This window comes from Nocardia brasiliensis (genome assembly GCF_042691675.1).
In the GTDB taxonomy this organism is placed as follows: domain Bacteria; phylum Actinomycetota; class Actinomycetes; order Mycobacteriales; family Mycobacteriaceae; genus Nocardia; species Nocardia brasiliensis_D.
Genome location: NZ_CP170507.1, coordinates 4,912,137 through 4,938,400, shown reverse-complemented (window position 1 = coordinate 4,938,400; position 26,264 = coordinate 4,912,137). Strand labels below are relative to the sequence as shown.

Sequence of the window (26,264 nt, the reverse complement as noted above, 5' to 3'; positions counted from 1 at the left end):
TGTCGACCCGCGCCACCGATCGACGTCCGCATCAGGACGGCGATGTGTTGTGCCAGCAACAGATCTCCCGCTATGAGCGAGCCCTAGGCGGGTCAGGAGTGGCGGAAGAGGATCTAGCGTCGATCAGTCTGTATCAGGGCGTGTCCAGCACAGTCGCGGGGACACCGTAGGGCAGGAACCGCACGCGACGACGTTCGTCGGTATTGTCGCGATGCGCCCGCAACGCCTCGAGTTCGCTGGGAAAGACCTGCTCCACCCTGGCACCACCGGCGTCATCGATGCTGTAGATCACCCACACTCCGCTGCCGGTCTCGCCGGTGGTCTCCTCTTCCGGTTTCGGCGGTCGCGCGCGCTCCGGCTGAACGAATTGACCGAACAGCGACGCCAGCGTATTCATGCTGGTGCGATCGACGTACCCGCCGGCCTTTCCGAGGAGGTCACGGAATTCGATCCCCACCTCCCGTAAAGCGCGTTCGAATTCTTCCGGATCGATCCCAAAAGGCCTGTCAGATGCCATCACGTTCCTCCTGGAGACGAATCGGCGCTACGGCTTCAGTGTCCTCGCGTAACCCAGACTTCGCCACGTCGGATGGTGCGGCTGGTCGAAGGAGGCGGAGGTACGCCCAGTAGGCGTCGAGATCCGCCAGGACGAAGATCGCGCCCCAGTCGAAATCTCCTTCGATCGCGGTGGAACGTTTAGTGGCGGGCCGCGAGGCGGCGGCGTTCGAGGACGGTTGCGACGGCATAGCCACCACCGCCGCCGAGGGTCAGGACCCAGAAGAGCCCGGGAGTTCCGAGCAGGAGCGCGCCGGTGGAGACCAGGGCGAGCCAGGTGCCGAGGCAGTAGTGCAGGACATTGCGGCGCGCGGCGCCTTCGCCGAGGTAGAGCAGCCCGACGATGAGACCGGCGCCGGTGGGCCAGAGCACCGTCTGCAGGTCGGATCTGTCCAGCAAGGAGGTGATACCGGTGATGACGAGGAAGAGGGCGGCGAAGGCGCTGGCCCAGGAGATGCCGAGAAGTTTGCCGGACAAGATGTCGGGGCTGTCGGCGCCGCGTTGAGCGCGCAGTGCGGCCGAGGTCGCGTGGACGGTGCCGACAGCGAGGCCGACGCCGAGCAGAGCCATCGGCAGCCAGCCGGGCAGGCTGACCATCGGATCGGCGCCTTTGGACAGGGCGGCGGCACCGTGCCCGAACAGGTACGCGAGCGCGAAGCTGAGGTAGGTGGCGCGGTTGTCGACGTCGCCGACGCGGACGAGAGCGGAGTTGGGCGAGGCGGGGAGGGCGATGGTTGCCATGGCTGAATTCCTCTTTGTGCGAACAGGATTGAACTGACAGTGCTCGAGATGTGGTGATCGGCTACGCCGTGATGACGACCTTGCCCGCGACCGTGCGCGACTCGGCGAGTGCGAGCGCTTGCGCGACGTCGGCCAGCGGGAACTGTGCGGCAATCTGCGGCGCGAGAACGCCGTCGGCAAGCAGCCGCAACACCTGGAGAAGGTCCTCGCGCAGCCGATTACGGAAGGCGGGCAGCCGACGCTTGCCCGCCCAGAAGTTGTAGAAGTGGGCGCTCTTGCCATTGGGCAGGTAGTTCCACAGCGCCAACCGAGCGAGCGACTTCAGTACTGGCAGTTGGGAATTGCCGTCCTCGTCCTTCGTCGCCGCGGTGCCGTAGGACACCAGCGTCCCGCCCTTGCGCAGCAACGCCCAGGATTGCGTCAATCCAGCGCCGCCGACGTGGTCGAACACGGCGTCGACACCGCCGGGTGCGATCTCCCGGATTCGCTGGTACATGTCCGGGTCGCGATAGTCGACCGGGATCGCGCCCAGCGCGCGGATCGTGTCGTGGTGCCTGGGTGCCGCGGTCCCGATCACGGTGATTCCGGCGTGCCGGGCCAGCTGCACGAGGGTGGATCCGACGCCGCCGTTGGCGCCGAGCACCACGATCGTGGCGCCGCTGGGCACCTCGGCCGTCCGGTGCAGCATCTGCCAGGCGGTGATCCCGTTGACCAGCACCGTTTCCGCGGCGGCCGCGGTGACGCCGTCCGGGATCGGCACCAGATCCGCGGCATCGATCAGCAGGTGGCTGGCCCAGCCGCCGACCTTGACGACCGCGGCGTACCGACGCCCGACCATCGCCGCGTCCACCTCGGGGCCGACGGCGATGACGGTGCCGACCACGTCGTAGCCGGGAACGAAAGGAAACGGCGGCTGGTCGTAGTACTTGCCGCGGCGCATCTGCTGCTCGGCGAAGGACACGCCGGTCGCGTCCATCCGGAGGACAACCTGGCCCGTGGTGGGCGCGGGAAGTTTGCGGGTACGGATCAGCAGGTCGGTGGCTTCGACCTTCCCCGGTAGCACTACCTCGGTGGTGACAGTGGTGGTGTTCATGACGTTCTCCGCGCTCAGTGAATGATTACAGCTGTAAACATACGCATGTTAGGTTCGGAGAATCAAGAGGTAACACCGATAAGTTTTCAGGTGTAAGTTAACGGTATGGCAGACAACATGACCGCGTCTCCCACTCGGGTCCGCAACCGTCGAGGGGAGGGTGCCCGCCTGCGCGACGACATCGTGGCCGCGGCCGTCGAACTGCTCGACGAGACCGGCGACGAAAAGGCCGTGACCTTGCGGTCCGTCGCCCGCCGCGTCGGGATCGCCGCGCCCTCGATCTACCGTCACTTTCCCGACCAGCCGACGATCATGCTGGCCGTCGTGCAGCAGGCATTCGGTGAGCTCGAGGAGTATCTGAGCGCCGCCGTGACCGCGGCGGGCGACGACCCGCGAGATCGACTGTTCGCCGTCTGTCACGGGTATCTGGAGTTCGCCGAACGCCATCCCCAGCGCTACCGCACCATGTTCGGCGGCCTCTGGATGCCCGCACTGGACGAAACCACCCTCACCGAGGCCGACATGGTCGCCCTCGGCGAGGTGACCCTGCGCCTGCTGACGGAGGTGATGCGGGACTGTGTCCGCGCCGACCAGGCCACCAGCACCGATCTGCCCGCCGACACCATCGGCCTGTGGCTCGGCCTGCACGGGCTGGCGCACCAGCGCGCGTCGACCGTCGCCTTCCCGTGGCCACCGGACATCGCCGACCGCATGATCACGTCGCTGGCCCACCTGAAGGACGCGCCCTAGCCAGACCTCACGCCACAGTTGAATCCGGATTGTCGGTAGTCGCCCTTACCGGCACTCAGGCCCCAACTGACCAGCTCGGACACCGGACAATCTGCCCACCCCCGTCACGCTCAGAGTGTGCCGAGTTCATCGCACAGGCGCAGGTAGATGTCGAGGACCGATGGTGCGTCGGAAGCGCCGGTGGGCGAACCCGTTTCGATCCACTCGGTGAAGGCGGTGAACAGGACCGTGCCGGCGATGGCGAGCATGAACCGCACCCGCGAGCGTGCCGAGGCGGGAATCGTCGCGAGCAATCCGTCGGTCCGCTCGTTCGCCGCCGCCGTTGCCGCCGCCGTCAGCTGTGGCGATGACGTGATGACCTGGTACGTAACCGCCGTCGCAGCCACGTCCGGACCGTCGTCGATCTTTGCCAGCACGCTCCCGAAAGCCTGCTCGACGTCGCGCAAACGCACCTCGTTCGAATCCGTGCGCGCGAACAGTTCGCCGACGGCGACGTTGAACCCCCACCGGTCGAAGACGAGAGCGCGGTCCCTGGTCGCGAAATACCTGAAGAACGTGCGCGCGGACACCCCGGCACGCACTGCGATGTCATCGACGGTGACTTGGTTCGCGCCGCGCTCGGCGGCCAGCTCTACCGCGGCCGTATGGATCTCCAACTCGGTCTGCCGCCGCCGGCGTGCCCGCAGATCCGGACTCGGGCGCTCCGGTGCGGCGTCTGTGCTCGGCATCACTCCAGCCTAGCAAAGTGACAGAACTTACCTACTTGGCATATGCAGACATTATGGCAGAGTATGCCATTCGCCTTTAGCCTGGGGTTAGCCGACCTCCCCCTACCAGTGCCGCTAAGGGCCGGTTTCAGGCTTCTCTACCCCCGGTGAAGTCGAAGGAGCCATTCATGACGTCGTCACAACTGCTGGTTCGCCCGCTCGCGCCGAGCGAGGTGATCCACTTCCGGTTCGGGCTCTACGTGGGGTACTGCACGCAGGTTCGCGGCAAGCTCGACTCGGCCGCGCTGTCCCAGGCGTTCGACATCCTGCGCGGGGCCTATCCGATCCTGTCCACCCGACTGGTGCTCGACCACACGAGCCAGCCGTCTATCGAAGCCGCGCCGGAACTACCCGCTGTGCTCGATGAGGTAGCCGGTCCCACCGATAACCCCCTGTTCGGACTACCCGAACTGAACGACCGGGCCGCGGCGATCCACACGGTGCGCGGCAGCGACGACACCGCCGCGGTCACCCTGCTGACCCATCACGCCATTGCTGACGGTCACCACTCACTACACCTGCTATCCGAACTGTGGAACTGCTATACCGCTTGCGTTTCGGGCACACCTGCCGCTCCACCGCGCCACGACTACCCCTCCTCGCTCGAGTACCTGCTCGATCAACGAGGCATCGACACCGGTTCCGCCGTCGCCCCGCCGGAGACGGAACTATTCAAAGCCCTTGCCGACGCCGATACCCCTGCGAGTCCACCCGTGCGCGTTCGCACTCGACTGTCCGCCGCCGACACCGCTGCCCTCCTCGTTGCCGGACGTAGCCAGGGGACCACGGTCAATGGGCTGGTCTCCGCCGCGCTGCTGGCCGCCACCGCGCAAAGCCGCGGCGTCGACATCGGCGCCCTGCACTACACCTACCCGGTCGACCTGCGTGCCAGACTCACCCCGCGGATCGGATACCCCGAGGGCACCAATGTGCTCGGCCTTGCCTATTTCGTGGCGGACCCGCAGGCCGACGACGACCTTTTCGCACTGGCCCGAGCGGTAACCGGCAAGCTTCGCGAAGGAGTCGCCACCGGCGCGGTCTTCGCCGGAAGCTCCCAGTTCATGTCCGCCGCCACTGCCGGAGGGGATTTCGCCACCCCCGAAGGGTTGCTGTCGACCTTGCTGGTGTCGACGAATTGGGGAGTCATTCCACACCTGCCGACCCCGGCCGAACTCACCATCGAAGACTTCCAGCCCGTTATGCCGAACAATCCGATGACATCCGTTGCCCCCTATGTCATTACGACCTACGAAGGCCAACTCACCATCGACACCTCGGGTCACTCGTCCGACACGAGTCAACTCCTCGCCGATCACCTCCACAGCTTGGCCAGGTGGTCCGATTAGGACACGGGTTGTTCATAAAAAGGAAAGAGTTAACCTCTGGTCTGGAGCGAAGTTGTTGCCGGATAAGAGGAGCGGCATGGACCGGCTACGCGGCAAGGTGGCCATCGTCACCGGCGCGGCCTCCGGAATGGGTCGGGCGTCTGTTGTGGCGATGCTGGGCCACGGGGCGGCGGTCGTGGCTGTCGACATCGATGCGGACGGGTTGGCTCGTCTGGCCGCCGACCAACCATCAGAGCGTTTGTCGACAGCGCACGCCGATGTCACCGATCAGCAAGCAATCCGGCACATTGTCGAGGCGGCCGAACGGCGGTTCGGTGCGATCAACGTGCTGAGTACCAGTGCGGCGGTGGCACGTTCCTCGCCGTTTCTGGCGATGACACCCCAAGACTGGGAGCTGACGATGCGAGTGAACGTGACCAGTGTCGCCCTCACCTGTCAAGCAGTGATCCCGTCGATGCGGCGGGCAGGCGGGGGATCGATCATCACCTGGGGCTCGGTGGCATCCGTGGTTGCCGAAGAGGGATTCGCGGCTTACAGCGCCAGCAAAGGAGCCGTCCTGATGCTGACCAAAACCATCGCCATCGAACACGCGCGAGACCGCATCCGCGCAAACTGTCTGTGCCCCGGTATGGTCGACACCCCGATGGCTGCCCCCTACCTGCCGCGAAACCAGCCCGACCGCAACCAGTACCTCGACGAGATGACCAGCTGGCAACCCCTGGGCCTCGGCACCCCCCAGCAACTCGCCGATGTCGCGGTGTTCCTCGCCGCGGACGAATCGAGCTTCATCACCGGCTCGGCAATCATGGCCGACGGCGGCTTCACCGCCATGTAACCACGCAATACTTCGCCCGAGTGAGCCTCTTCGAGAGAACTTCCCGCCAGCAGCGCCGTGACCCCGCTTGCGAAGTTGGGACACTCGACAATGTCCTTGTGCGGGCAGGCCAGGGTGAGGGTTGACCGATTACTGGGGCGCGTCAGCGAGGGCTGGCGGGTGTGTCACCTTCCTCGCCTCGCGCGTTGTACGCGGTCGCGCTCAGCGACGATTTCGCTGCGGCGCTGTGCCATCGCGGCTGCGGGAGAGGAGTTCGACGTGATGGCCTGGAAGACGGCGTGCACATCTTCGAGTGCCTCGCGTGCGCCCACGCCGGCAGCCGGAGTTATGGCGTGATCGGCGTCGCCCACCAGTAAGGCTGGCGTCGTCGGCTCCGTGGCTTTGTCCAACGGAACATTGCGTGCGTTGCTGACATGTACGACGTCGGTGTTCGCGAGGAACATGTCGACCATGTCCGCGTTCGACGGAGTTGCCCGGATGATGGTGTCGGCCCACTTGTCGATCGGATGGACGCCCAGGTCGTCCGCGGCTGCCAGTGCTTCGCGGGTGAGCCGGATGAACCAGTGCACATGGTCGTCGTCGGGGTGCCAGAAGTGACCGAGTGTGCTGCTCGCCATGCCGCCGGCTGCGTCTGCTTCGGCGAAGAAGTGCAGGGTCGCCTGATCGGTCGGTAGATCGAGTCCGCAGGTGGTAGTCCCGTACATCACCACATCCCCGGCGTAGACCGCGCGCCTGTCAGGTTCGAGGCACGTCCGCACCACCGAGTTGATTCCGTCGGCAGCCACGAGCAGACCGTCGGTCGTGGTGACATCGGTGCCGGTGCGAATGGTGCAATCGCGGTGGGCGACAGTGACTTCGATGACCTGGCTGCCGTATCGCACGTCGGCCCCGGACCTGGCGACGAAGTCGTCGAGGATTCGCATGAGGTCGTCGCGCAGCCAGAACCGGTGGCCGCGGCTGGCCATTTCGGAGCGCTGGCCATTGCTGGTGGTGTATTTCAGCCCGGCGAGGGGATAGGACGCTTCGTGCAGGGCCGGTTCGGAGACACCGAGAGCGGTGAGGGCGTGGTGCCCCCGTCCGTCGATGAACAGGAACGCGCCGCCTCCAGCGTCGTTTCCCTGCCTTTCGTGCAGGGTCACCGCGTGGCCGCGGCGGGCAAGGGCACCGGCGAGAGTGGATCCAGCGATACCGCCGCCGACGATGGTCACCATCGGGTTGCCTCCTTGGTTTGCCGTTCGTAGCTGCGGGCCAACGGAATCGGTTGGTCGCGACCCGCACGTCAGGGTGGTGCGGATCGGCACCGCCGGACCCAGTGAGTATGGCTGGTCGAGGTTGCCGCGGTGGCGGAGATCGATCTCGATAAACCGTGGTTCACACCCGACCGCTGGAACGAGCTGGTCGACGACCCGGAGCGACCATGCCGATCGAGTCCGACTTCAGCGGGGCCGGGCTTACTTGTCGGCCGGAATGATGGGGAGGATGACCGAGGACGGGTGGGCTGGGTCGTGGTAGATGGTCTGCTGGGCGGTGCGGATCTCGTCGCTGGTGCCGAAGGGGGCGCCGGTGTTGGGGTTCGGTGCGTATTGGGGGAAGTCGCTGGACGAGATCTCCAGGCGGATCTTGTGCCCGGCTTTGAACATGTTGGAGGTCGGCCAGATCTTGATCGTGTACTTGTAGATCTGGCCGGGCACGATCGGCGTCGGATGGGTGGCGGATTCGCGGAAACTGGCCCGCAAGATGCCGTTGTTGAGGTTGCGCGCGGTGCTGTCGGGATGCACGTCGACGAGCTTCGCCGTCCAGTCGGTGTCTTCGGCCGAGGACGAGGCGTACAGCTCGACGCTGATCGGACCGGTCACCCTGGTATCGGCGGTCAGTGGCGGGCTCGTGTACACCAGCACGTCCGGACGAGCCTCGACGGTCTGCTGGTCGTAGGGCCCCTGCTGCCCGCCGGTGTTGTCGCAGCACGAGTGCCCGCCGACGGACGGCACAGGATCGCGCGGGTCGTAGATGTATTGGTCGGGGGGCTGTCCGGCGGTGGGCGGTGTGGTGGCGAGCTTGCCGTCGCCCAAGAGTGAGGCGGCGTGGCCCGCACTGCCCAGGTAATACTTGGTGAACTGGGTGCCCGGGATAGGCCACGCCGAGGCCTGCCGCCACGTGTTGGAGCCCATCTCGAAGTAGTCCACCGCGGCGCGGCCGTCACCGGGACGGCCTTTGAGGTGCTGGTCGAACCAGGCGAGCAGCCGTTCATCCAGCGGATATTCTCCGGCCTTTCCGATGGCCGCGAGCATCGGCGACGGCCGGTAGGCCTCCGCGGGCGGCCGACTGTAGGACTTGTGATCCCAGGGTCCGATCACCAACCGCTGCCCGGCCCGCGCCTCCGGCGAACCACCATCGGCCGTCATGCCGGTGAAGTTGCGGATGCCGCCGTCCAGGAACGAGTCGTACCAACCCTCCACGTGCAGGATCGGCAGTTTGATCTTGGAGTGGTGGCGTTCGGGTGCCAGCGACGTCCAGTAGTCGTCATTGGTCGAGTGCTTGATCCAGTCGAAGAAGTACGGTGCGACCTTCGGGTCGTCCGGCCGGAACGGCGGGAATGTGTTGTAGGGCCGGTGCCGCAGCCACTTCGCGACGTCTAGATACGCGGCGTCCAGCTCCTTGACGAGCGCTGTGTCGCCCCTATTGGCGGCGGCGCTGCGCACGATGGTGTGCATCGCCCACGGCTCGATGAAGCCGAGCCGGAACTGTCCGCCCTCATACGTCCATCCCTCGTAGTAATCGCTGGCGGTGTTCATCGGAACGATGGTGGTCAGATGCGGCGGTGCGGCCTCGGCGGCCAGCCATTGGGTGGCCCCGAGGTAAGACGAGCCGTACATGCCGACCTTGCCGTTGGACCCGGGCAGCTTGGCGGCCCATTCCACCGAGTCGTACCCGTCGTTCACCTCTTGGGTGAACTCATAGAACGTGCCCTGCGACGCGTACTGGCCGCGTACGTCCTCGTGCACCACCAGATAGCAGTGGGTGGCCAGCCAGTGCGGCGACAGGAACCGGTGCGGCTGGAGCGCCGCCACGTCCTTGCCGTACTGGTTGCGGATCAGCACCACCGGCACCGGCTCGTCGGTCTTCGGCCGGTAGACGTCGGCGTACAGCACCGTGCCGTCGCGCATCGTGTCCGGCACGTTGACCTCTTTGGTGACCTCGCACGTCTCCGCCTGCCGGTCCTGCGACGCACACGACACCGTCACGGTGATCAACAGCGTCACGGCAATCAATAGCGTTGTGGCCGACCGGCTTCCGCTGACTCTGAACCTCATGATCCCTCCCCGGCTCATTATCGGCGGTCCGGCGGCAACACACAATGGTCGGATGAGCCGGTCATCCTGCCTCTTGCGGCCGGGTCGTCCTCGCCGCATGCCGCGTTTCCGGGTCAGGCGGGTTCGGGGTAGCGACGTCGGTGGATGGAAGAAACCATTCTTCCAATAAAACAGTGTGTGGCAAGCGTGCACTCGGCTCGAATTTCACTAGCATTCGGAAGGTCACCGAAACCGGTAGCTGGTATCCGATGCGAAGAGAGGACAGCCATGACGGAGGAATTTCCCCCCGGTTATACGGCACCGGGCCAGTATCCGCCGCCTGCGGGGCCTTATGGGCAGCAGTCCCAGAGCAATGGTCTGGCCATTACCGCGTTGGTGCTCGGCATCCTCGCGCTGGTCACCTTCTGGACCGTGATCGGCGGAATCCTGCTCGGCCTGGCCGGACTTGTCATTGGCATCATCGCTACTTCGAAGGCTCGTAAGGGCACCGCCGGTGGCTCGGCTATGGCAATAACGGGCTTGGTGCTGAGCATACTGGCCTTGATCGCGACGGTAGTAGCCGTGGCCGTCGGCTTTGCGCTCTTCGGCTTCATCGGCGGCGACGACTTCACCGACTGCGTGAACGATGCCGGTAATGATCGTGCGAAAATCGATCAGTGCGAACGGGACTGGCAGCAAACGGTGGAAAACAAGTTCAGTGTCACCATCAGCCCGCGGCCGACCAACTGACACGATTTCTTCGACGTTTTCAGCTGGTACCACCCGGCGAGCGCGAGCATTGAGTGCACGCGCTCGCGGCGTTTCGCGAGGCCGTTCGATGCCGAGTGAGCCCTGCGGAATGTTCCTCGATCAGGCGGGCATCGGTCCGCTTGATCGAGTGCCGCTGCTTGCGCGGTGCATACCAGACAACCCGGATTTGCGCTCGTTCGCACACCCAGTTGTCCCCACATGAAAGTCGCCTGATGATGGCATACAACTGATCCGGCGAAGCGCGCGGATTTTACGAGATCGTGCCGTCAAAATTCGCCGATACGAACATATTTCGATCCAAGACGCCGCCGGATTCGCCGATGAGCGACGTCGTAGATTATCGAACCGGTCAGCCGGTTGATCATGGGTCAAGCCATCAGCGGATGATCCGCCTTGCGACAGAACGGATCTCGTGACCAGGGTTTGAAGGGACCTGTGCACGACATCGGACTGCCGATGGCCATGGGACCCCGTCCGGTTACGCCGGAAGATCTGCCGGTGCTCGCCCGCGACGGTCTCGCGTCGTCGTTCTCATGTTCGGCGCGTCGAACTTCCAAAATGAATATCTTCGCTTGCGGGTAATTGTATCCGACCTTACCCGCCGACCGGTCGGAATCGTACCCAGCGAAATCGGCTGGGCAGGCTAACTAACATTGGCCGGAGTTAGGTGAACAGTAGGGGTCGACGGAAAGACATTGGGGGGCTATGGTTGTGGCCTAGCAGTCCTTGCGCAAGATCTATCTCGAAGTCGAGATGTATTGCGGGACATCGGAGTCCACTGCATGATCCGATCATCCGATCACCCTGTTTTAGGTGGAAGTCATGGCCCGACTTGCCAAATCACCCGGACCACCGAACCCATTGCGTACCCGGCGAATTCGAGTCCGGTCGGTAAGCCTAATCCGCTCGGGATACGGATGATGATTCTTCGCAGCGCGTCAACACGCCGCTCCTGGAAATTCCGGTAAAACCACCTGTTCCTGGCCGCGCACCAGCTTGCCCAGTCGGTGCTGCGGACCGAATCCTCAGTGTGTCGACTGCAGCACATATCCGATTTTTGTTGTGCGACAGTCGCGCACTTCCGTTTACGAAATTGGAAGGAGGTGACAACAATGATGAAGATGAGTTACATCGAGCCCGAGGTGACACGCCTGGGCACGGTCGAGGAGCACACCACGATCCTGTTCAAGGGCGTGCCCGACCTCGTCAGCCACGGCAACCTTGTGTAGCCGTATGAAGTGATCGACCCGTGGTCCCCTCCCGCGTCTCATGACTAGGAATTCAGCGGGGGAGGGGACCCCTTCAGCCGAAGATTGTCGGCGAATGAGAGGTTCCGTCCATCATGGACCATTCTCCACTTACCGTGGACTATCTCGGTTGCGCCGGCCGAGTGACCTTGCCACGTGACGGGACGCCCGTCGACTACGCCTGCGTTCCCTACACCGCCTTTCCCGAACGCCGCGTCCCCGACAGCCCGATATATCTGCGGCAGTGGACAAGACCGGGAACGGATGCGACCGTCCAGCCCGCACATTCGACCGATCGAACCCATCTCGCAGTGGGCGGCACCCTCACCGGAATGCTGGACGATGCCCTCATCGACCGGACCACCGCCACGCTCCGCAGCGGACGGTATCCGGATCTGGCCGGGTTGCCCGGTGATCTGGTCGGCTGTCTGATCACCGACGATCGGGTCTTCCTGTTCCGCAGCCTGTTCACCCGAGACACCTTGTTCTACAAGCAGTCCGGCAACACGGTGGAATGGTCCAGCGATCCTGCCGACCTTGTCCCCGACGCCCTCGACCGGCTGGACCGGGAGACCATCTGGCGAATCTGCCGCGGCGACAGCCTTTTCGCCTATCCCGAATTGGGCTTGCTCCGCCCAGGGCACCTGCTGGTGTTCGACGGCGTGTCGGCCGAGGTCATCCAGTACGACCGGATCACGCCGAAGCCGCTGCCACGCGGCAGCACGCCGCGCGATTACGCGGACCGCGCCTGGGAACTGCTACTGGCCGCGACCCGCCCTTACGCGCAGGTCGGCCACATCGGTCTGCTGCTGAGCGGCGGCCTGGATTCTTCCGCGGTCGCGGCCGCACTGGTGGCCAACGGTGCCGAGGTCACCGCCTACCACCTGGGCACCGACGATCCGCTGGCCGATGAATCCGGCTACGCCCGCGAGGTGTGCCGACACCTGTCCATCCCCTTCGTGCCGATCATGACCGATACCGGTGCCGGGCACGTGAGCGAGGACTGGCGGTTCTCCCACCCCTACAACCACACCGGGTTTCGCTGGCTGGAGCAGATCGTGCAGCGGGTCCGAGCGGACGGCGTGCAGCTGCTCACCTGGGGTCGAGACGGTGACCTGCTGTTCAGCCCGGCCCCCGACTACGGCGTGCGCGACGTGCTGTGGGGTCGGCTGAGCTGGGCGGAGAAAAGCCTGATGCTGCGGGGCCTGCTCTGCTCACGCTGGACCCTGGACGCTTTGCTGAAGAGCGTCCGCCGGTCGTATTCACTGGCGATCGATGCCTCGGCGTTCGGCGACCGCACGCGGCAACCGGACTTCCTCGTCCCGATGCCGGGCGTGCCGTTCGAGTTGCCCAACCCGGAATTCGTTCCCGAGGAACAGATCACCGATCTTGCCCTCTCCTGGCCGCACGGCGTCCAATTCTGTTCCCCGATGGCCGATCGCGGACTGTATGAGCTGGCCACCGGCATGCCACGGGCCTACCGGTGTATTCCCTACGGCGGACGAAACATCGACAAGCCGGTACTGCGGTTGATGCTCGAAGATCGGCTGCCACCGATGATTTGGCGCCGGCACGGCCGCCTCTGGTTGGGTTCGCCGCACGAGAACTTCTGCCTGAACCATCCGGAGGCATTCACCGCACTGCTCGGGCCCGACTCCCTGCTGGCACGGATGAACATCGTGGACCCCGAGCGGTTGGCCGCCGTCCTCGGCCACCCGTCCGCGACCCGCCGCAACGCGGAGAGCCTGATCTGTGCGGCCATGACGGAGCTTTTCCTGCGCAGTCTGGAAAGCCGGACACCACACCCGGTGAGGAGCTGATCATCATGTCACTGCTGCAACTCGGCGACGACGCCATCCTGGACACCACCGATGGCGTCGGCATCATCATGGACACCCGGGCCGGTGTCTACTTCGAACTGAATCCGGTGGCCACGTTGATGGTTCAGGCCGCGATGACCTACGAGACCGTCGAGGAAGCGGTGCGTGAACTCGAGCAACGCATCGACGCGAGCGCAGAGGTACTGCGGACCGGGCTGGGCAAGCTGATCGACCAGCTTGCCGAACACCAGCTACTCACGCGAACGGATTCGCCGCGATGACCGAACTGGCCCGCCAACTCGAGTCCATGCTGTCCGATATCGACGGCGTCCCACCACCGCCTCGCTTGTCCCGTCGGCTCCGCGTGCACGCGCTGCGGAGCACCTGGACCGCACTCCGCCTGCTCGGTAAGCAGGGGTGGGGCCCGGCCCACAACTACCTGCGGGACCTGCGCCCCGGACCGGGCTGGCAGCTGCTCGCCGAATTGGAACCGGCGGTAGCGATCCGGCTCGCCCGGCGCGAAATCCTGTTCAGCCAGCTGGTTCTGCGAACGTTGCAACCCAACGGACTGTGTCTTGCCCGCTCGCTATCGCTGGGCACCTATCTCTCGGCGATCGGACTGCCCGCCGAGGTCATCGTGGCGCGGGAGCGGACCTCCACCAACCCGCGCTATTCGTTCCACTCGTGGACCGAACTGTACGGTGAGGTGCTCAACGACAATCAGGACGTCACGCTGGGTTTCTCAGTGATGCAACGGGTTTCGGCAAGCGCGCTCAGCGGTTGATCAACCCTTTCCCCACTCGTCGACTGGGGTTTCACCGAGCCGACATATCGGCCTAATCTCCGGGCATCGGGAATTCATCCGTCCCGTGTGGAGGAGCCGATATGCCCTCGTATCTTCCGTCGCTCGCGGTGGCACCGAGGCAAGGCGTCGGTCGGTCACGGATATCTCCTCGGCGGCCTCCGGCGGTCGCCGCCCACCAGTCTTCGACGCAGGGGACTAAGCAACGCCACGCGGTGGACTGCGGCATTCGAAAGTGGCGCGAGAGACAGGGAAGTCCATGAGCAGTTTCCGCACTATTCTTGCATCTATTTCCGCGGTGGTTGTCGGTGGTTTTTCGACGCTTGTTCTCAATCCAGCGATGGCGCACGCCCAAGATGACGTTCCCTACTACTGGGACGTTCCGGTGCCGTCGCAGGCGCAGGTGGACATCATCGCCGACGCGGGGATCGAGATGGTTCCCGCAGGTCCGGGCATGGTGACCATCGCGGTCGACGAGGCGGTTGCCGAGGAGCTGAGGAAGCAGGGACTGAATCCGGCGAAGCGGGCGCCGGTATACAAGCCGCTACCACCGGAGCGAAGAGCCCCCGACGACACCTACTACGGCGGCTATCACACCGCGGCCGACATGCTCCGCCATGCCCGGGATGTCGCCACCAAGAATCCCGGAATCGCCCAGGTGCACAATATCGGTAAAAGTTGGCTGGCCGAAAGAGGCACGGGCGGCCACACCATGAACGTCATCTGCTTGACCGGAACCGCGAAAAAGGTGACCGACAAAGAGAAGGCCGCGGCGAAAGCGACGGCCCAGCCGGACGGCTGCGCACTCGCACCCTCCTCGCGCAAGCCTCGCTTTCTGCTGACCGCGCAGATCCACGCCCGCGAACTGGCGACCGGTGAACTCGCGTGGAAATGGATCGACTACCTGGCCACCGGCTATGGCACCGATCCCACGGCTACCTCGATCCTGGACACCACCGAGGTCTGGATCGTCCCGGTGACCAATCCGGACGGTGTCGACGTGACGGCCAGCGGCGGGAACAGGCCCAAGATGCAACGCAAGAACGTCGACAACAGCGCGACACCACCGTCCTGCGCCGTCGTCGACGGGTCCGGCCGGGGGCCCGGTGTGGATCTGAATCGCAACTTCCCGGTCCGCTGGGGCGGAGATTCGAGAAATCCCTGTGCGCAGACTTACCAGGGTCCGCGCGCCGGCTCCGAACCGGAAACGCAGGCGGTAAAGAATCTGTACGCGAGCCTGTTCACCAATCAGCGTCCCAGTGGCGGCGGTGACGTTCCGGATACCGCCAAGGGCATCGTCATCGATCTGCATGCTTACGGCAATTACGGCATCATTCCGAGCAATGCCACCGCCAAGAACGCGAGCCAGTTGCGGGCGTTGGCCAAGAAGATCGTGCCCGGGTTCATCGTCGGCACCTCCGAAGAGACCGTCGGATACTCGACCACCGGAACGACCGACGATCAGGCGCACGGAGCCCTCGGACTAGCGACCCTCACCATCGAAATCGGCCCGAACAACACGTCGGCGTGCGGCGGCTTCATGCCCCGCTACTCCTGCGTGGACAGCACCTTCTGGCCGCAGATCAAGAGGGCGTTCACCACCGCCGCCCAATCCGCCGGTGCACCTTACAAACAATCACCGACTCAGCCGAACCCCTGAGTACCCCCGCCTGATTCACCGACCCGGTCCGCAGTGACCGGGTCGGTGCGTGTCCGGTCGCCCCGACCGAACGTCACCTGGCCTACCGGGCTTTCCGAACGAACACTCGATGGTTGACAGTGGCCGCGCTCGCGCTGCCCGTCGTCTTCGGCCTCTGCTGTACTGCCCAGTGGGGGCAGATAGCGGTGATTAGCAACCGAGCATAGGAAACTACAGCGGTCCTGTCGACTTACCTAAGGGCTGATTTCAACAGTTAAGGCCTGACTTACATAACTTGCTTTTACCCACCAGGTCACCAGTACAGTCGACGGTGCCGATCCGGAAGTGTGCAGCCGATGGCGCAGCCACCATTCGGGGTTCGGTAGAAACTTTGCCTGTATTACACCCGGAGGTCTCCCGCGCTATGCCGTCTGCTGTCCATCGTCGTAACTATCGCGGAAGACATCGAGCCGCAAAGTCGCCCACGTATGGCACACCCCGACTATTCGCCACCCTGCTCGCCGGTAGCCTGCTCGCGCCCGGCGCGCTCAGCTTGGCGACAACCGCCACCGCCGCAGCTCAGGCGCCAAGTTTCAACTACCGGGCGCATGTTCAGGGCTACGACTCCGACGGCAGAGCGATCATTCATTACAACAATAAAGTCAACGATCCCGACATAGAGAAAGCAGTCGAACACCTGAATTCGACCCCGGGCCTCGAATTGGTATTGAAACCCGGCACGGGTAAGGGTGCCATCAATATAAGTCACGGCCCGCTAGGGGGCGGTGTAGTCGGCTTGGGTGGCTGGGACAACGGCCCATTTGTCAAACTCGACCCCAATAATCGCAATATGGAACGTGACGACAGAACCGAGGTCGCCGCACACGAACTCCTGCACTCTATCGGTCTCGATCATAATGACAGCGGTTGCAGCATTATGGCCAGCGTGGTCAATAGGTGCAACAGCGGCCCGACGCCGCTGAGTCGAAATGAGATCAGTCAGCTCAATAGCATGTATCAAAAAGGAAAGCCGACTGATCCGGCCGACGAGACCACGCCGACGGATACCGACGAGACCGAACCAACAGGTGACACCACCCAGCCGGGCGACCCGGGTGACTGGCAGGATCAGCCGGACCAAGACGGCTGGGATGATTGGCAGAGTCAGCCGGGTCAGGACCCGTGGGGTGATTGGCAGAGTCAGCCGGATCAGGACAGCTGGGGCGATTGGCAAAGCCAGCCGGGGCAAGACCCGTGGGGCGATTGGCAGAGCCAACCGGATCAGGACCCGTGGGGCGATTGGCAGAGCCAACCGGATCAGGACCCGTGGGGCGATTGGCAGAGCCAACCGGATCAGGACCCGTGGAGTGATTGGCAGAGCCAACCAGAACAGGACAGCTGGGGCGATTGGCAAAGCCAGCCGGGGCAAGACCCGTGGAGTGATTGGCAGAGCCAACCAGAACAGGACAGCTGGGGCGACTGGCAAAGCCAACCAGAACAAGACAGCTGGAGCGACTGGCAAAGCCAACCAGAACAAGACACCTGGAATAGTTGGCAGAGACAGCCAAAGCGAGACTCCTGGAATAGCTGGCCCAGCGAGCCAGCACAAGACACCTGGGACGGTTGGTTCAAAGCCAGCTGAAACACCGCAGCGGGCCCTTCGCCCGCCGAAGGAACCGGTACCGCCCCACAGAACGGTTCAGCTGAAGTCGGCGACGTGCCGGGTGGCCCACTCGCGGAACGAATTCGGACGGCGCCCGGTGACGTCGCTGACCGTCGGGTGCACCACGGAGGTGAACGACTCCAGTGCGGTAGCGCGCAGCGCCATGATGGCGTCGGTCATCACTTCGGACTGTCCGTGGTTCAGAATCGTCTGACGGGCGACGGCGGGCTCGACTTCGACGAACCGTAGCGGCCTGCCGAGTACGTCCGCGAGGATGGCAGTCATCTCACGGGGCGTCAATGCCTCCGGTCCGCTGAGCCGATAGGTGCGTCCGTCGTGACCATCTGTGGTGAGCACGGTGGCGGCCACGGCCGCGATGTCGTCTTCGTCGATGACCGCGATCCGGCCGTGGCCGTAGGTGGCGAAGACGCTGTCCTGGTTGCGGATCGAGCCGGCCCAGTGCAGAGCGTTGGCCATGAAGCCGAGTGGACCGAGGATGGTCCACGCGATGCCGCTGTCGCGCAGCACCCGTTCACCTAGGCGGTGCCAGCTCGGAATGGGGTCGGTGGCAGTGTCGTCGCCGGTGCGGCCGGAGGACAGTTTGACCACATGCGCGACTCCGGCACGCGCGGCCTCGCGAATCAGGTTCGCGTCGTGGGTAGGAATGTCGGGACCGGTGGAAAGCAGGAAGACCCGGTCGATGCCACGGAGTGCCGCGGCGATACTGGCGGGATCGCCCAAATCGCCTGCGACCACCTCGACGACATCGGGAAGTTTCGCGGCGGCCGGTCGCCGCGTCAACGCCCGCACCGGCACCTGCGCGGCGACGAGCTGGTGGACAAGTGAGCGGCCGACAGTGCCGGTGGCACCGGTAACAAGAATCATGACCATCCTTCGTCGGTTCGTGGGCGTCGCGGCCAGTCCCGCGACTCGACCAGCATCGATCCGACCGAGCTACCGCTCCACGTGCCAGCGCAGATTGGTCGAAATTTTCCATCCGGACTGGAATATTGAGGGAAATGACCACCATCGACGAGCTGGACCGGTGCCTCGTCCATGCCCTGCACATCGACGGCCGCGCACCGTTCAATCGGATCGGCGAAGTGCTGGGCGTGTCGACGCAGACCGTGGCTCGCCGCTATCGAAGGTTGCGCGCCGAGGCGGGCTTGCGGGTGGTCGGCCTGAGCCACCTGGAGCGCGATGACCACACGCGCTGGCTGGTACGCCTGGGCGCCACCACCGCGGCGGCCCGAACGCTCGCGCATTCGTTGGCCCGCCGTCCGGACACCTCATGGATCAAACTGCTGTCCGGCGGCACGGAAATCCTGCTCATCGTGCGCCTTCCGAGCCAGGCGGACGCGGCGCACTCGTTGCTGCTGCAAGACATACCCCGCACCGCGGGCATTGCGACGGTATCGGCCCATTACGTGCTGCACACCTACCTGGGCGGTCCGACCCCGTGGCACGGACAGATCGCGGCTCTGAACGAACAACAGCGGCGTCGGCTCGCGCCACGCTACGACAAGCCGATGTCCGGACGGGCGGTGTCCAGCGCCGACGATGTCCTGCTGGCGGCGCTACAGGCGGATGGGCGGGCGGGACTGGCCGAGTTGGCCGCGGCCACCGGGTGGTCACCGGCAACCGTCGCGCGACGGCTGGCCGATTTACGGGGACGCGACGAAATCTTCTTCGATGTCCAAGCCGACGACACCCTTTTCGGCGCCAATATCCAAGCGCTGCTGTGGATGTCGGTCGCACCCGGCCAACTCGACCAGGTCGGGATCGAATTGGCTCAACATCCCGAACTCGCCTTCGTGCACGCCACCACCGGCCCGAGCAACTTGGTGGCGCAAGCGATGTGCCCGGACCCGGGCGCGTTGCACCACTATCTGACCCGTCGCCTCGGCGATAACGATGCCATCCGAACATTGGAGGCCACGCCCGTATTGGCCACGGTCAAGGCCGCGGGTCGTCTCACCGCCGAACTCCCCAAGTCTGCCCACGGCGCCCGTCGTCCATAGCTGAATGGCAGGGCGCTAATCGGTTGCGGGCCTGGTGGTTTCGCGGCTGGCTTGTGATTTCACGACTGCGCACCGATCACCTTGCTAAAGATTTGCCATCCAGCATCGATTGCCGATTAAATACCGGATAACCTGCATTTTTATCCGATAGCCAGTTGATCACTAAAGTGAGAGGATGGAGGGCGGTCGCGGTAGCAATCCACTTCAGCAAGAAGACGCGAAGGAGACGTTATGCGCATCCTCGTTACCGGTGCTTCAGGCTATGTGGGTTCGCGATTGATACCGGCCTTGCTCGCGGCAGGCCACACGGTCTTCGCGGCCATGCGGGACCCAGAGTCCTGCCGCCGGTTCGATTGGGGAGCGGAGGTCGCCGCGCGGGAATTCGACGTCGAGGACCCGGCCACCATCGACGCCGCCACGCGCGATATCGACGCGATCATCTATCTCGTCCATTCCATGGCGGGTGGTGACTTCGTCCGAAAGGACGCCGAAGCGGCCGAAGCCGTCGCCGCCGCGGCCACGGCCAATGGCGTGCGACGCATCGTCTATCTGTCCGGACTCATCCCGGTCGGTGAGGACTTGTCCGACCATCTGCGGTCCCGGCAGATGGTGGAAGAGATCTTTCTGAACTCGCCGGTCCCCACGACCGTGCTGCGCGCCGCGATCATCATCGGTGCGGGCTCCACATCCTTCGAGATCGTCCGCAAAATGACCGAGCGAGTCCCGGTCACGCCGATTCCGACCTGGATGGACCGGCAGGTGCAGCCGATCGCCGTCGAAGACGTGGTGCATCTGTTGTGCGCGAGCGTGACCGGTGAGCCGCGCAACCACGCCTACGATATCGGCGGTGGCGAAATCCTCACCTATCCCGAACTGCTGCAAAGGTACGCCCGCGTCGCGGGCCTGCGACGCACTCAGATCCGGCTTCCGCTGGTGCCCACCTGGCTGGTGGGGCGGCTCGTCGCGGGCATAACCGGGGTGCCGTCGAGCACCGTGACCGCTTTGGCGGAAAGTTTGTCCCACGATCTCATCGCCCGGGACGACGACGCGAAACGCGACCTTGCCGCTGGTCGAGAATTTCTGAGCATCGACGAGGCCTTCCGTCGATCGTTGACCACTCGGTGTGAGGGTACGGCCGCACACGGAGACGTCCAGGCACCCTCGTCGACCGACCCCGAGTGGGCGGGCGGCGATGTCGCGATCGAAAACGGACGCCGAACCTATCTACCCCGACCATTGCTCACCCGTCTTCGCATGGGACTGCGAGGCGGTGACTCCGATGATCTGACGAACCTTACGGAACCGGAAAAGCCCAAGGTAATGCGAACAGCAGGCACCCGGACCAGATCACATGAGTAAGCATCGGAGCGATCACGCCTCCGTAGGCGCGACGCAGCAACCCGGTGACCAAACCCAGCAAGAGGGCGGCAAAGCCGAGCGCGAAATTGCCTGCCGCAAGAACGGTGGCTGTGTAGATGAGCGTCGAGACGAGTACCGGCCGGTGTTCCCGAACCGCGTCGTAGACGGCGCCGCGAAAGAACAACTCCTCCGCTATTCCATTGACGGCGGTCACCGCGATGAGCGCGATGGTCGGTCCCGGTCTGGCGTGCAATAGTGCCTGATCGACTTGGTCGGTGATCCACGGTAACGCGCGGACCACCACACCGCCGACAACGAATATCGCCGCCAAGGCCGATCCCACCAGGACCGGCACGAGGATGGGACGACGAAACCGCTCGTCCGATCTGATCGGGCCCATGCTCACCGGCCCCGACATGACAGCACCCACCGTCCAGACCACCGCAAGACCGAGTGTCGCCGGATAGAACAGCGGACTCTCGGCATCCAGCCGCACCGACATCCCCAGGACGGTTGCCCCGATCAGTACGGTCAGCGCGGTCACCACCCGTCTGCGACGCACCCCCACCACGGCCCGTCCGCGATCCCGCGCCGTCGCATCGGCGAGCCGAGCGCGCCCGGTCCGCGAGATTCGCCGCCATGCCTGCACCGGAACACCATTCCACGTGCGAAACCCGGACACCGAGCTGACCCGCCCCCGACGCCTGGTCAGCGACCGTCAGCTACCACCCCAAAGTCCTTTTGCCGCTCCGTTCCCATTCGGGGCGAAGCGCATCCGGGCAGTTGCGTCGATGTCGACCCGCAGGGTGTTCAACAGAATGGCTATGCCGGAATAAAGCGCGACCAGAATCATCAACTCGACCGTCCCTCGATCGCCGAGATGGTGGTGTGCGCGGTCGAAAACATCATCCGGAACGTCGCCCTGCCCGATCAACGCGGCGTCGACCAGCCCGAGGACGGCACGGTCGGCATCGGTGCACACCCGGTCGGTCAGTTCGTTCGCGCCGAGTGCGTCCAACTGAGCCTGGGTCACACCCACCGCCCGCGCCGAAACCTCGTGTTGGACCGCTTCGTACGCGCAGTGGCGTCGGTGCGCGACGAGCAGGATCACCAACTCCCGGAGGCGCGGGTCGAGTGTGGATTCGGCCAGGATCGAACGGGTTGTTTCGTGTAAGGGTCCGATCACGGTGCAGGCGTGCGCGAGCATCCGATCGATGTTCAGGTCCCCGAACAGTTTCACCTGCGCTCGGACCTCGGGCGGCAAAGCATCGAGATCGCCGTACGGCAAACGGGCCACAACGCCTCCTCGAAATAGTCGGCCACGGTCGTGCACCCGCGGACCGTTGGATTCGACTAGGAGTCCGGGGTACCAGCGAATTTACCGCTACCGCACCGATCGTGGGTCTCGCCGCCTCGGTGGCGCTGCCCGATCACTCGGAATGGCCGAGTCCCAGCCGGATGGCGCGTTCGACAGGGGAGTAGGCGTCGTCGGCGCGGTCGACCTTCAGGGGAGCGGCGGGTTCCAGGGTGGGCTGAGCCATGAAGCGTGGCGTATCGCCCCGGTGCGCCTGTGCCGCGTGGATCAAGAACGGATGACACAGGTAGACGTCGCCTGCGCGGCCGGTGGCGTAGGCGACCGGCAGGTCTGCGGTCGCCTCCAGGACCCCGGTCTCATCGATTCGGGTGGCGTCGATGCCCTCGTCGCCGTAGCGAAGCAGGCGACCCGGCACGGCCAGGTGGGAGCCGACCCGGATCCGAGTCGGCGCGTCGACCTCGGTGACGTCGGTGAACAAAAACCACATCAGCAAGGCGCGGCCGCGGGAGCGGTAGTTGGTATAGGAGTGGCCGTGCCAGCCTTGGGGTAGGTAGCTGCCCTCGAAGTGCCAATAATCGTCGTGCGGCGGATCAGGATGCGGGAAACGGACTGGGATGGTGCCGAGCCCGGACCTGCGCACCCATCGACCGGGACCCACCAGCTGGTCGAAAGCTCGCTCCAGCACCGGCATTTGGGCGGCGACACGGAACGGTTCGGCGTCGTATCCGGCCAATCGCACCAACGGCTTGGTCCAAGTGGTCGGATCGTGCGGGTCGCACCCGGTATCCGGCCACATGATCTCCACGCACTGCCGAGCGACAGCACGTGAGAACGCTGCCTCGATACGGACGAATCCGTCCTCGATGAACGTGGTGATCTGTGCGTCATCGAGCGTCACTATTCAAAGATACGATCGAAATCGGCCCGGAACTCGAAATCGCCCTGCCCGCGTTCGATTCGGAGGCTCGTGACATCCCCGATCGCCACTCCGGCGTGTCGACGCGCTGTGGGCGGGTATCGACCAGTCGTGACCTTCGACCTGAAACCAACGGCAGCGCAGCACGACCTGGCCGAGCGGGCGCACGAATTCGCGCAGGACTGCATCCGGCCCGTGGCGGCCCACTACGACCGCGCCCAGGAGTTCCCCTGGCCCGTGCTCGAAGAGGCCGCCGAGCGGGGGTTCTATAGCCCACTGTTCTATCGCGACCTCATCGGCGACCCGACCGGACTGTCGCTTCCGATGTTCATGGAGGAGCTGTTCTGGGGCTGCGCCGGGATCGGCTTGGCGATCGTGATGCCCGCCCTCGCCTTGTCGGCAATCGGCCGAGCCGCCACCCCCGAGCAGATGTTGCGGTGGGCTCCTGAATGTTTCGGCACGCCTGGCGATCTCAAGCTCGCGGCGCTCGCGATCTCTGAACCCGAGGGCGGCAGCGACGTGCGCAACCTGCGCACACGGGCTGTCCGCGATGGTGATGACTGGATCATCGACGGCCACAAGATGTGGATCGGCAACGGCGGCATCGCGAACGTGCATGTTGTCAACGCCGTGGTGGATGAGCAACTGGGGCACCGCGGCCAGGCGCTTTTCGTTGTGCCCGGCGGCACACCAGGATTGGAGCTGGTGCGAAAGCTCGACAAGCTGGGTTGCCGCGCATCGCATACCGCGGAGTTGAAGTTCAACAGCGTGCGCGTGCCGATGGACAATCTGCTCGGTGGGCCGGAAAAGCTCGAGAACTCGCTGGCCGAGCGGCGTGCGGCAGCCCGCAGTGACGGCCGGTCCGGCTCGGTGACGCTGGGTACTTTCGAACAGACTCGTCCCATGGTTGCCGCGCAAGCACTCGGAATCGCTAGGGCCGCTCTGGAATACATGACTGCCTACGCGAACCGGCGCGAGGCCTTCGGTGCGCCGATCATCGACAATCAGGGCGTAGCTTTCCCCATCGCGGATCTGGCCACCCAACTCGACGCCGCGCGACTACTGACGTGGCGGGCGTCCTGGATGGCGGCAAACGGTGTCCCCTTCGAGCGTGGCGAAGGTTCGATGGCGAAACTGGCGGCCAGCGAGGTTGCTGTGAAAGCCACCGAACGCGCGATACAAACAATGGGCGGATGGGGTTACATCAGCGACCATCCGGTGGAGAAGTGGTACCGAGATGCGAAGCTGTACACCATCTTCGAAGGCACCAGCGAGATCCAGCGTATCGTCATCTCCCATGCGCTGGGCGCGGCCGAGGGCAAGCCCCCGCTGCACATCGACCTCGAGCCGTCAGGTGGCCCGCTGAACAAGATATTCGGCCGCGGCACCGAGGCACGAGCCGCAGCCGCCGCAGCGGCACTGAATATGCGAGATCGCGTCCCGGGCCCGATCTTGAAGGCCGCCTTGAAGATACTTCGCCCACCGCGCTGAACCCTGAGATTTCCATGGACGAGCACCGGGAAGGGATCGACCAACAGATCGCGCTGCTCCGGCAACGCGGCATCTGGCAGGCGTGCGGGCCGATCAGCCTGCGCGCCGGATCGCCGCCCGGCACGGCAGTAGTCAGCCGGTTCGAATCATGGCGTCCGAAGTCGGGGAATGTCGTGGAATCCGGCGGGTGCTTCGACGCAATGCCAGTCCTCGCTGCGGTCTTCGGGATGTCCGGTCGGCGGGTCCGGGGGCGTGGCGAACTGGACTTCGGCCTGCCGACCGCCGCTGACCACGATGACTTCCTGTTCGGGTCCACACCATTCGGTCAGCCACAGCTTGCCGAAGATCATTACCGGCGGGTGGCTCAGATCATCGAGGGTGACCAGGACGTCGGTGCCGGTGTACTCGCCCCACACCGCCCACCACATCGAGGGGGTTTCCTCAGCGAGCGGCCCCGAGGTGCCGACGGCCATATCGCTGTGTCCTGACCATGGTCGCCAGGCCAGTTTCTCGGATGCGATTAGGGTGTCATCGTGGCCGGGTGGGCGAATGCGAAAATGGTCATCATCTGGACGCCACTGCACCTGTAATCCGGATACGGGCAGCACTGTTTCCTCGATATGCACTGGCCTACTCCTCTGAGTCGATGTTCGCCAGACGCGGATCGGCCTGCCGCGCAGGGGTATTGGCTGTGGGCGGCAGGATCGCCGACCCATCGACGGCTACGCCCTGAGCAGCATCACCGTCATGTTCAACCAGTACCCCGCGCGTCCCGTTATGAAACCGTGATATCGAGAACGGCCGATCTCGGTGGGCTTTACCTGCTGTAGTTCTTCCCCGGAGGCCTGCCGGGGATCGGCTTGCCGACGTGCGCGACCGGGGTGAACCCCTCGAAATGTGAGGCGACGCGCCGACCTCACAATTTCTCGCGCTGTCTTGTCGAACTGGTGATGGCACGAACCAAGGGAGTCACCGACACGATGACCAGGACACCATGACCACCCGATCCGAGCCGGAACCCGGCACACCCGATCCCGGCCTGAGCGCGATCATGAGCGAGCGACGGCAGCTGACGAATCTCACGTACCGGCTGCTCGGCTCGCTGGCCGACGCCGAAGATGTCGTGCAGGAGACCTACGCCCGCTGGTACCCGAACCGACGGAGTGGAACGGGCGCGCCGACGGCATTTCCGCTGATCCGGCCGACCGGGTCACCCTCGACGAGTCGATCAACATGGCCATCCTCGTCGTGCTCGAATCGATGACCCCGGCCGAACGCGTCGCATTCATCCTGCACGACGTCTTCCGCTACCCCTTCACCGATGTGGCCGAGATCGTCGGCCGCACCCCGGCGGCCTGCCGCCAGCTGGCCGCATCGGCCCGCCGCCGCATTCGCGCGCCGCAGACCCCCGCGACCCCGACGGCCCGGTGCGCCGCCCAAGGACATCCACGCCATCATCGGCCTGCTCGACCCGGCCGCCACGGCCATCGGTGATGGCGGCGGCCTCGCCAGCACCGTGCTGCGCCCGCTCGAAGGTGCCGAGCAGATCGCGCGCATGGTCATCGAACTCGCCCGCCGGACATCCGACATGACGCTGCTGGAACGTACGGTCAACGGTCAGCCCGGCCTGGTCGCCCAGCAAGACGGCGTCACCGTGACGGTTTACGCATTCGACATCGCAGGCGACCGGATCACACACATTTGGGCAATACGTAATCCCGAAAAGCTCCGGCCGTGGACGGTGGGGTCACAGTACTGAAACCTGCGGCCGGTGTGCCGGAGAATTCACGGCACTGTCGGACAATGGGGGTAGTCGCGTTTTCGCCATGCCCTCGGATCCGAT

The 26,264-nt window shown here is 64.7% G+C and carries 25 protein-coding genes and 3 pseudogenes; 16 read left to right on the top strand and 12 right to left on the bottom strand.

Annotated elements, in window-relative coordinates:
• Positions 1–133: 133 nt before the first annotated feature.
• From ACFK0J_RS22595 to ACFK0J_RS22585, 3 genes and pseudogenes are all read right to left on the bottom strand, one after another.
• Positions 134–517: a hypothetical protein gene (locus ACFK0J_RS22595; protein WP_378730364.1), complete on the bottom strand. Its 384-nt coding sequence runs from the start codon at positions 515–517 to the stop codon at positions 134–136.
• 179 nt (positions 518–696) lie between these two features.
• Entirely contained in the window at positions 697–1,296 is a 600-nt protein-coding gene (locus ACFK0J_RS22590) for an ABC transporter permease (protein ID WP_378730362.1), read from the bottom strand.
• Positions 1,297–1,357: 61 nt separating this feature from the next.
• Positions 1,358–1,909, bottom strand: a pseudogene (locus tag ACFK0J_RS22585) (zinc-binding dehydrogenase); the annotation flags it as partial.
• On the opposite strand from ACFK0J_RS22585, the pseudogene ACFK0J_RS22580 reads away from it, so the two are divergent.
• Positions 1,875–1,979: pseudogene (locus ACFK0J_RS22580) on the top strand (hypothetical protein); the annotation flags it as partial. The pseudogenes ACFK0J_RS22585 and ACFK0J_RS22580 overlap by 35 nt on opposite strands.
• Before the next feature lie 74 nt (positions 1,980–2,053).
• Here ACFK0J_RS22580 and ACFK0J_RS22575 read toward each other — a convergent pair.
• Positions 2,054–2,389, bottom strand: a pseudogene (locus tag ACFK0J_RS22575) (alcohol dehydrogenase catalytic domain-containing protein); the annotation flags it as partial.
• A gap of 105 nt (positions 2,390–2,494) precedes the next feature.
• Here ACFK0J_RS22575 and ACFK0J_RS22570 point away from each other — a divergent pair.
• Entirely contained in the window at positions 2,495–3,139 is a 645-nt protein-coding gene (locus ACFK0J_RS22570) for a TetR/AcrR family transcriptional regulator (RefSeq protein WP_378730360.1), read from the top strand.
• Between the two features lie 110 nt (positions 3,140–3,249).
• On the opposite strand, the gene ACFK0J_RS22565 is transcribed toward ACFK0J_RS22570, so the two are convergent.
• A complete protein-coding gene (locus ACFK0J_RS22565; RefSeq protein WP_378730358.1) occupies positions 3,250–3,867 on the bottom strand; it encodes a TetR family transcriptional regulator in 618 nt (205 codons plus the stop codon).
• A 167-nt stretch (positions 3,868–4,034) separates the two neighbouring features.
• Here ACFK0J_RS22565 and ACFK0J_RS22560 point away from each other — a divergent pair, with 167 nt between their 5' ends.
• On the top strand, positions 4,035–5,252 hold the full coding sequence (locus ACFK0J_RS22560) for a hypothetical protein (protein WP_378730356.1): 1,218 nt from the start codon (positions 4,035–4,037) through the stop codon (positions 5,250–5,252).
• Between the two features lie 76 nt (positions 5,253–5,328).
• A complete protein-coding gene (locus tag ACFK0J_RS22555) occupies positions 5,329–6,087 on the top strand; it encodes an SDR family NAD(P)-dependent oxidoreductase (RefSeq protein WP_378730354.1) in 759 nt (252 codons plus the stop codon).
• A gap of 164 nt (positions 6,088–6,251) precedes the next feature.
• Here the strand turns inward: ACFK0J_RS22555 and ACFK0J_RS22550 are convergent, their stop codons facing one another.
• A complete protein-coding gene (locus ACFK0J_RS22550; RefSeq protein WP_378730352.1) occupies positions 6,252–7,298 on the bottom strand; it encodes an FAD-dependent oxidoreductase in 1,047 nt (348 codons plus the stop codon).
• A 240-nt stretch (positions 7,299–7,538) separates the two neighbouring features.
• Positions 7,539–9,398 (bottom strand): CocE/NonD family hydrolase, encoded by a 1,860-nt coding sequence (locus ACFK0J_RS22545; RefSeq protein ID WP_378730350.1) that lies wholly within the window; start codon positions 9,396–9,398, stop codon positions 7,539–7,541.
• Between the two features lie 267 nt (positions 9,399–9,665).
• On the opposite strand from ACFK0J_RS22545, the gene ACFK0J_RS22540 reads away from it, so the two are divergent.
• The 6 genes from ACFK0J_RS22540 (at position 9,666) to ACFK0J_RS22515 (ending at position 17,298) form a co-directional block, all read left to right on the top strand.
• The gene (locus ACFK0J_RS22540; RefSeq protein WP_378730349.1) at positions 9,666–10,127 is read left to right on the top strand and encodes a DUF4190 domain-containing protein; all 462 of its coding nucleotides are present in this window, start codon (positions 9,666–9,668) and stop codon (positions 10,125–10,127) included.
• A 1,363-nt stretch (positions 10,128–11,490) separates the two neighbouring features.
• Positions 11,491–13,215 carry an asparagine synthase-related protein gene (locus ACFK0J_RS22535; RefSeq protein ID WP_378730348.1) on the top strand — a complete coding sequence of 575 codons (1,725 nt, stop codon included), beginning with the start codon at positions 11,491–11,493 and terminating at the stop codon, positions 13,213–13,215.
• Positions 13,216–13,220: 5 nt separating this feature from the next.
• Positions 13,221–13,496 (top strand): PqqD family protein, encoded by a 276-nt coding sequence (locus tag ACFK0J_RS22530; RefSeq protein WP_378730346.1) that lies wholly within the window; start codon positions 13,221–13,223, stop codon positions 13,494–13,496.
• Positions 13,493–13,999, top strand: coding sequence for a lasso peptide biosynthesis protein (locus ACFK0J_RS22525; RefSeq protein ID WP_378730344.1), 507 nt, complete (start codon positions 13,493–13,495; stop codon positions 13,997–13,999). Before ACFK0J_RS22530 ends, ACFK0J_RS22525 begins: the two co-directional genes overlap by 4 nt.
• 358 nt (positions 14,000–14,357) lie before the next feature.
• Complete coding sequence (locus tag ACFK0J_RS22520) at positions 14,358–15,677, top strand: M14 family zinc carboxypeptidase (RefSeq protein ID WP_378730342.1); 1,320 nt, start codon at positions 14,358–14,360, stop codon at positions 15,675–15,677.
• A gap of 403 nt (positions 15,678–16,080) precedes the next feature.
• Positions 16,081–17,298, top strand: a complete 1,218-nt coding sequence (locus tag ACFK0J_RS22515; RefSeq protein WP_378730340.1) for a matrixin family metalloprotease — start codon at positions 16,081–16,083, stop codon at positions 17,296–17,298.
• 57 nt (positions 17,299–17,355) lie between these two features.
• On the opposite strand, the gene ACFK0J_RS22510 is transcribed toward ACFK0J_RS22515, so the two are convergent.
• Positions 17,356–18,204 carry an SDR family oxidoreductase gene (locus ACFK0J_RS22510; protein WP_378730338.1) on the bottom strand — a complete coding sequence of 283 codons (849 nt, stop codon included), beginning with the start codon at positions 18,202–18,204 and terminating at the stop codon, positions 17,356–17,358.
• A gap of 134 nt (positions 18,205–18,338) precedes the next feature.
• On the opposite strand from ACFK0J_RS22510, the gene ACFK0J_RS22505 reads away from it, so the two are divergent.
• Together ACFK0J_RS22505 and ACFK0J_RS22500 are read left to right on the top strand one after the other, a co-directional pair.
• Positions 18,339–19,340 (top strand): Lrp/AsnC family transcriptional regulator, encoded by a 1,002-nt coding sequence (locus tag ACFK0J_RS22505; protein ID WP_378730336.1) that lies wholly within the window; start codon positions 18,339–18,341, stop codon positions 19,338–19,340.
• Between the two features lie 231 nt (positions 19,341–19,571).
• Positions 19,572–20,699 carry an NAD(P)H-binding protein gene (locus tag ACFK0J_RS22500; protein ID WP_378730334.1) on the top strand — a complete coding sequence of 376 codons (1,128 nt, stop codon included), beginning with the start codon at positions 19,572–19,574 and terminating at the stop codon, positions 20,697–20,699.
• Here ACFK0J_RS22500 and ACFK0J_RS22495 read toward each other — a convergent pair.
• The 3 genes from ACFK0J_RS22495 to ACFK0J_RS22485 all read right to left on the bottom strand — a co-directional run bounded on the left by ACFK0J_RS22495 (position 20,635) and on the right by ACFK0J_RS22485 (position 22,912).
• On the bottom strand, positions 20,635–21,348 hold the full coding sequence (locus tag ACFK0J_RS22495; protein ID WP_378730332.1) for a type II CAAX prenyl endopeptidase Rce1 family protein: 714 nt from the start codon (positions 21,346–21,348) through the stop codon (positions 20,635–20,637). The genes ACFK0J_RS22500 and ACFK0J_RS22495 overlap by 65 nt on opposite strands.
• Before the next feature lie 69 nt (positions 21,349–21,417).
• On the bottom strand, positions 21,418–21,996 hold the full coding sequence (locus ACFK0J_RS22490; protein WP_378730330.1) for a carboxymuconolactone decarboxylase family protein: 579 nt from the start codon (positions 21,994–21,996) through the stop codon (positions 21,418–21,420).
• A 133-nt stretch (positions 21,997–22,129) separates the two neighbouring features.
• Complete coding sequence (locus tag ACFK0J_RS22485; RefSeq protein WP_378730328.1) at positions 22,130–22,912, bottom strand: phytanoyl-CoA dioxygenase family protein; 783 nt, start codon at positions 22,910–22,912, stop codon at positions 22,130–22,132.
• A 129-nt stretch (positions 22,913–23,041) separates the two neighbouring features.
• Between ACFK0J_RS22485 and ACFK0J_RS22480 the strand changes: the two genes are divergently transcribed.
• Entirely contained in the window at positions 23,042–24,421 is a 1,380-nt protein-coding gene (locus tag ACFK0J_RS22480) for an acyl-CoA dehydrogenase family protein (RefSeq protein WP_378730326.1), read from the top strand.
• 146 nt (positions 24,422–24,567) lie between these two features.
• Here ACFK0J_RS22480 and ACFK0J_RS22475 read toward each other — a convergent pair whose 3' ends face one another.
• Complete coding sequence (locus tag ACFK0J_RS22475; protein WP_378730324.1) at positions 24,568–24,894, bottom strand: hypothetical protein; 327 nt, start codon at positions 24,892–24,894, stop codon at positions 24,568–24,570.
• Between the two features lie 521 nt (positions 24,895–25,415).
• Between ACFK0J_RS22475 and ACFK0J_RS22470 the strand changes: the two genes are divergently transcribed.
• From ACFK0J_RS22470 to ACFK0J_RS22460, 3 genes are read left to right on the top strand one after another with little or no spacing between them, the layout of a single operon-like run.
• Positions 25,416–25,685: a sigma factor gene (locus ACFK0J_RS22470; protein WP_378730322.1), complete on the top strand. Its 270-nt coding sequence runs from the start codon at positions 25,416–25,418 to the stop codon at positions 25,683–25,685.
• The gene (locus ACFK0J_RS22465; RefSeq protein WP_378730320.1) at positions 25,655–25,915 is read left to right on the top strand and encodes a sigma factor-like helix-turn-helix DNA-binding protein; all 261 of its coding nucleotides are present in this window, start codon (positions 25,655–25,657) and stop codon (positions 25,913–25,915) included. The genes ACFK0J_RS22470 and ACFK0J_RS22465 overlap by 31 nt, the downstream gene beginning before the upstream one ends.
• Positions 25,916–25,937: 22 nt before the next feature.
• Positions 25,938–26,180 carry a hypothetical protein gene (locus tag ACFK0J_RS22460; protein WP_378730317.1) on the top strand — a complete coding sequence of 81 codons (243 nt, stop codon included), beginning with the start codon at positions 25,938–25,940 and terminating at the stop codon, positions 26,178–26,180.
• Positions 26,181–26,264 lie beyond the last annotated feature (84 nt).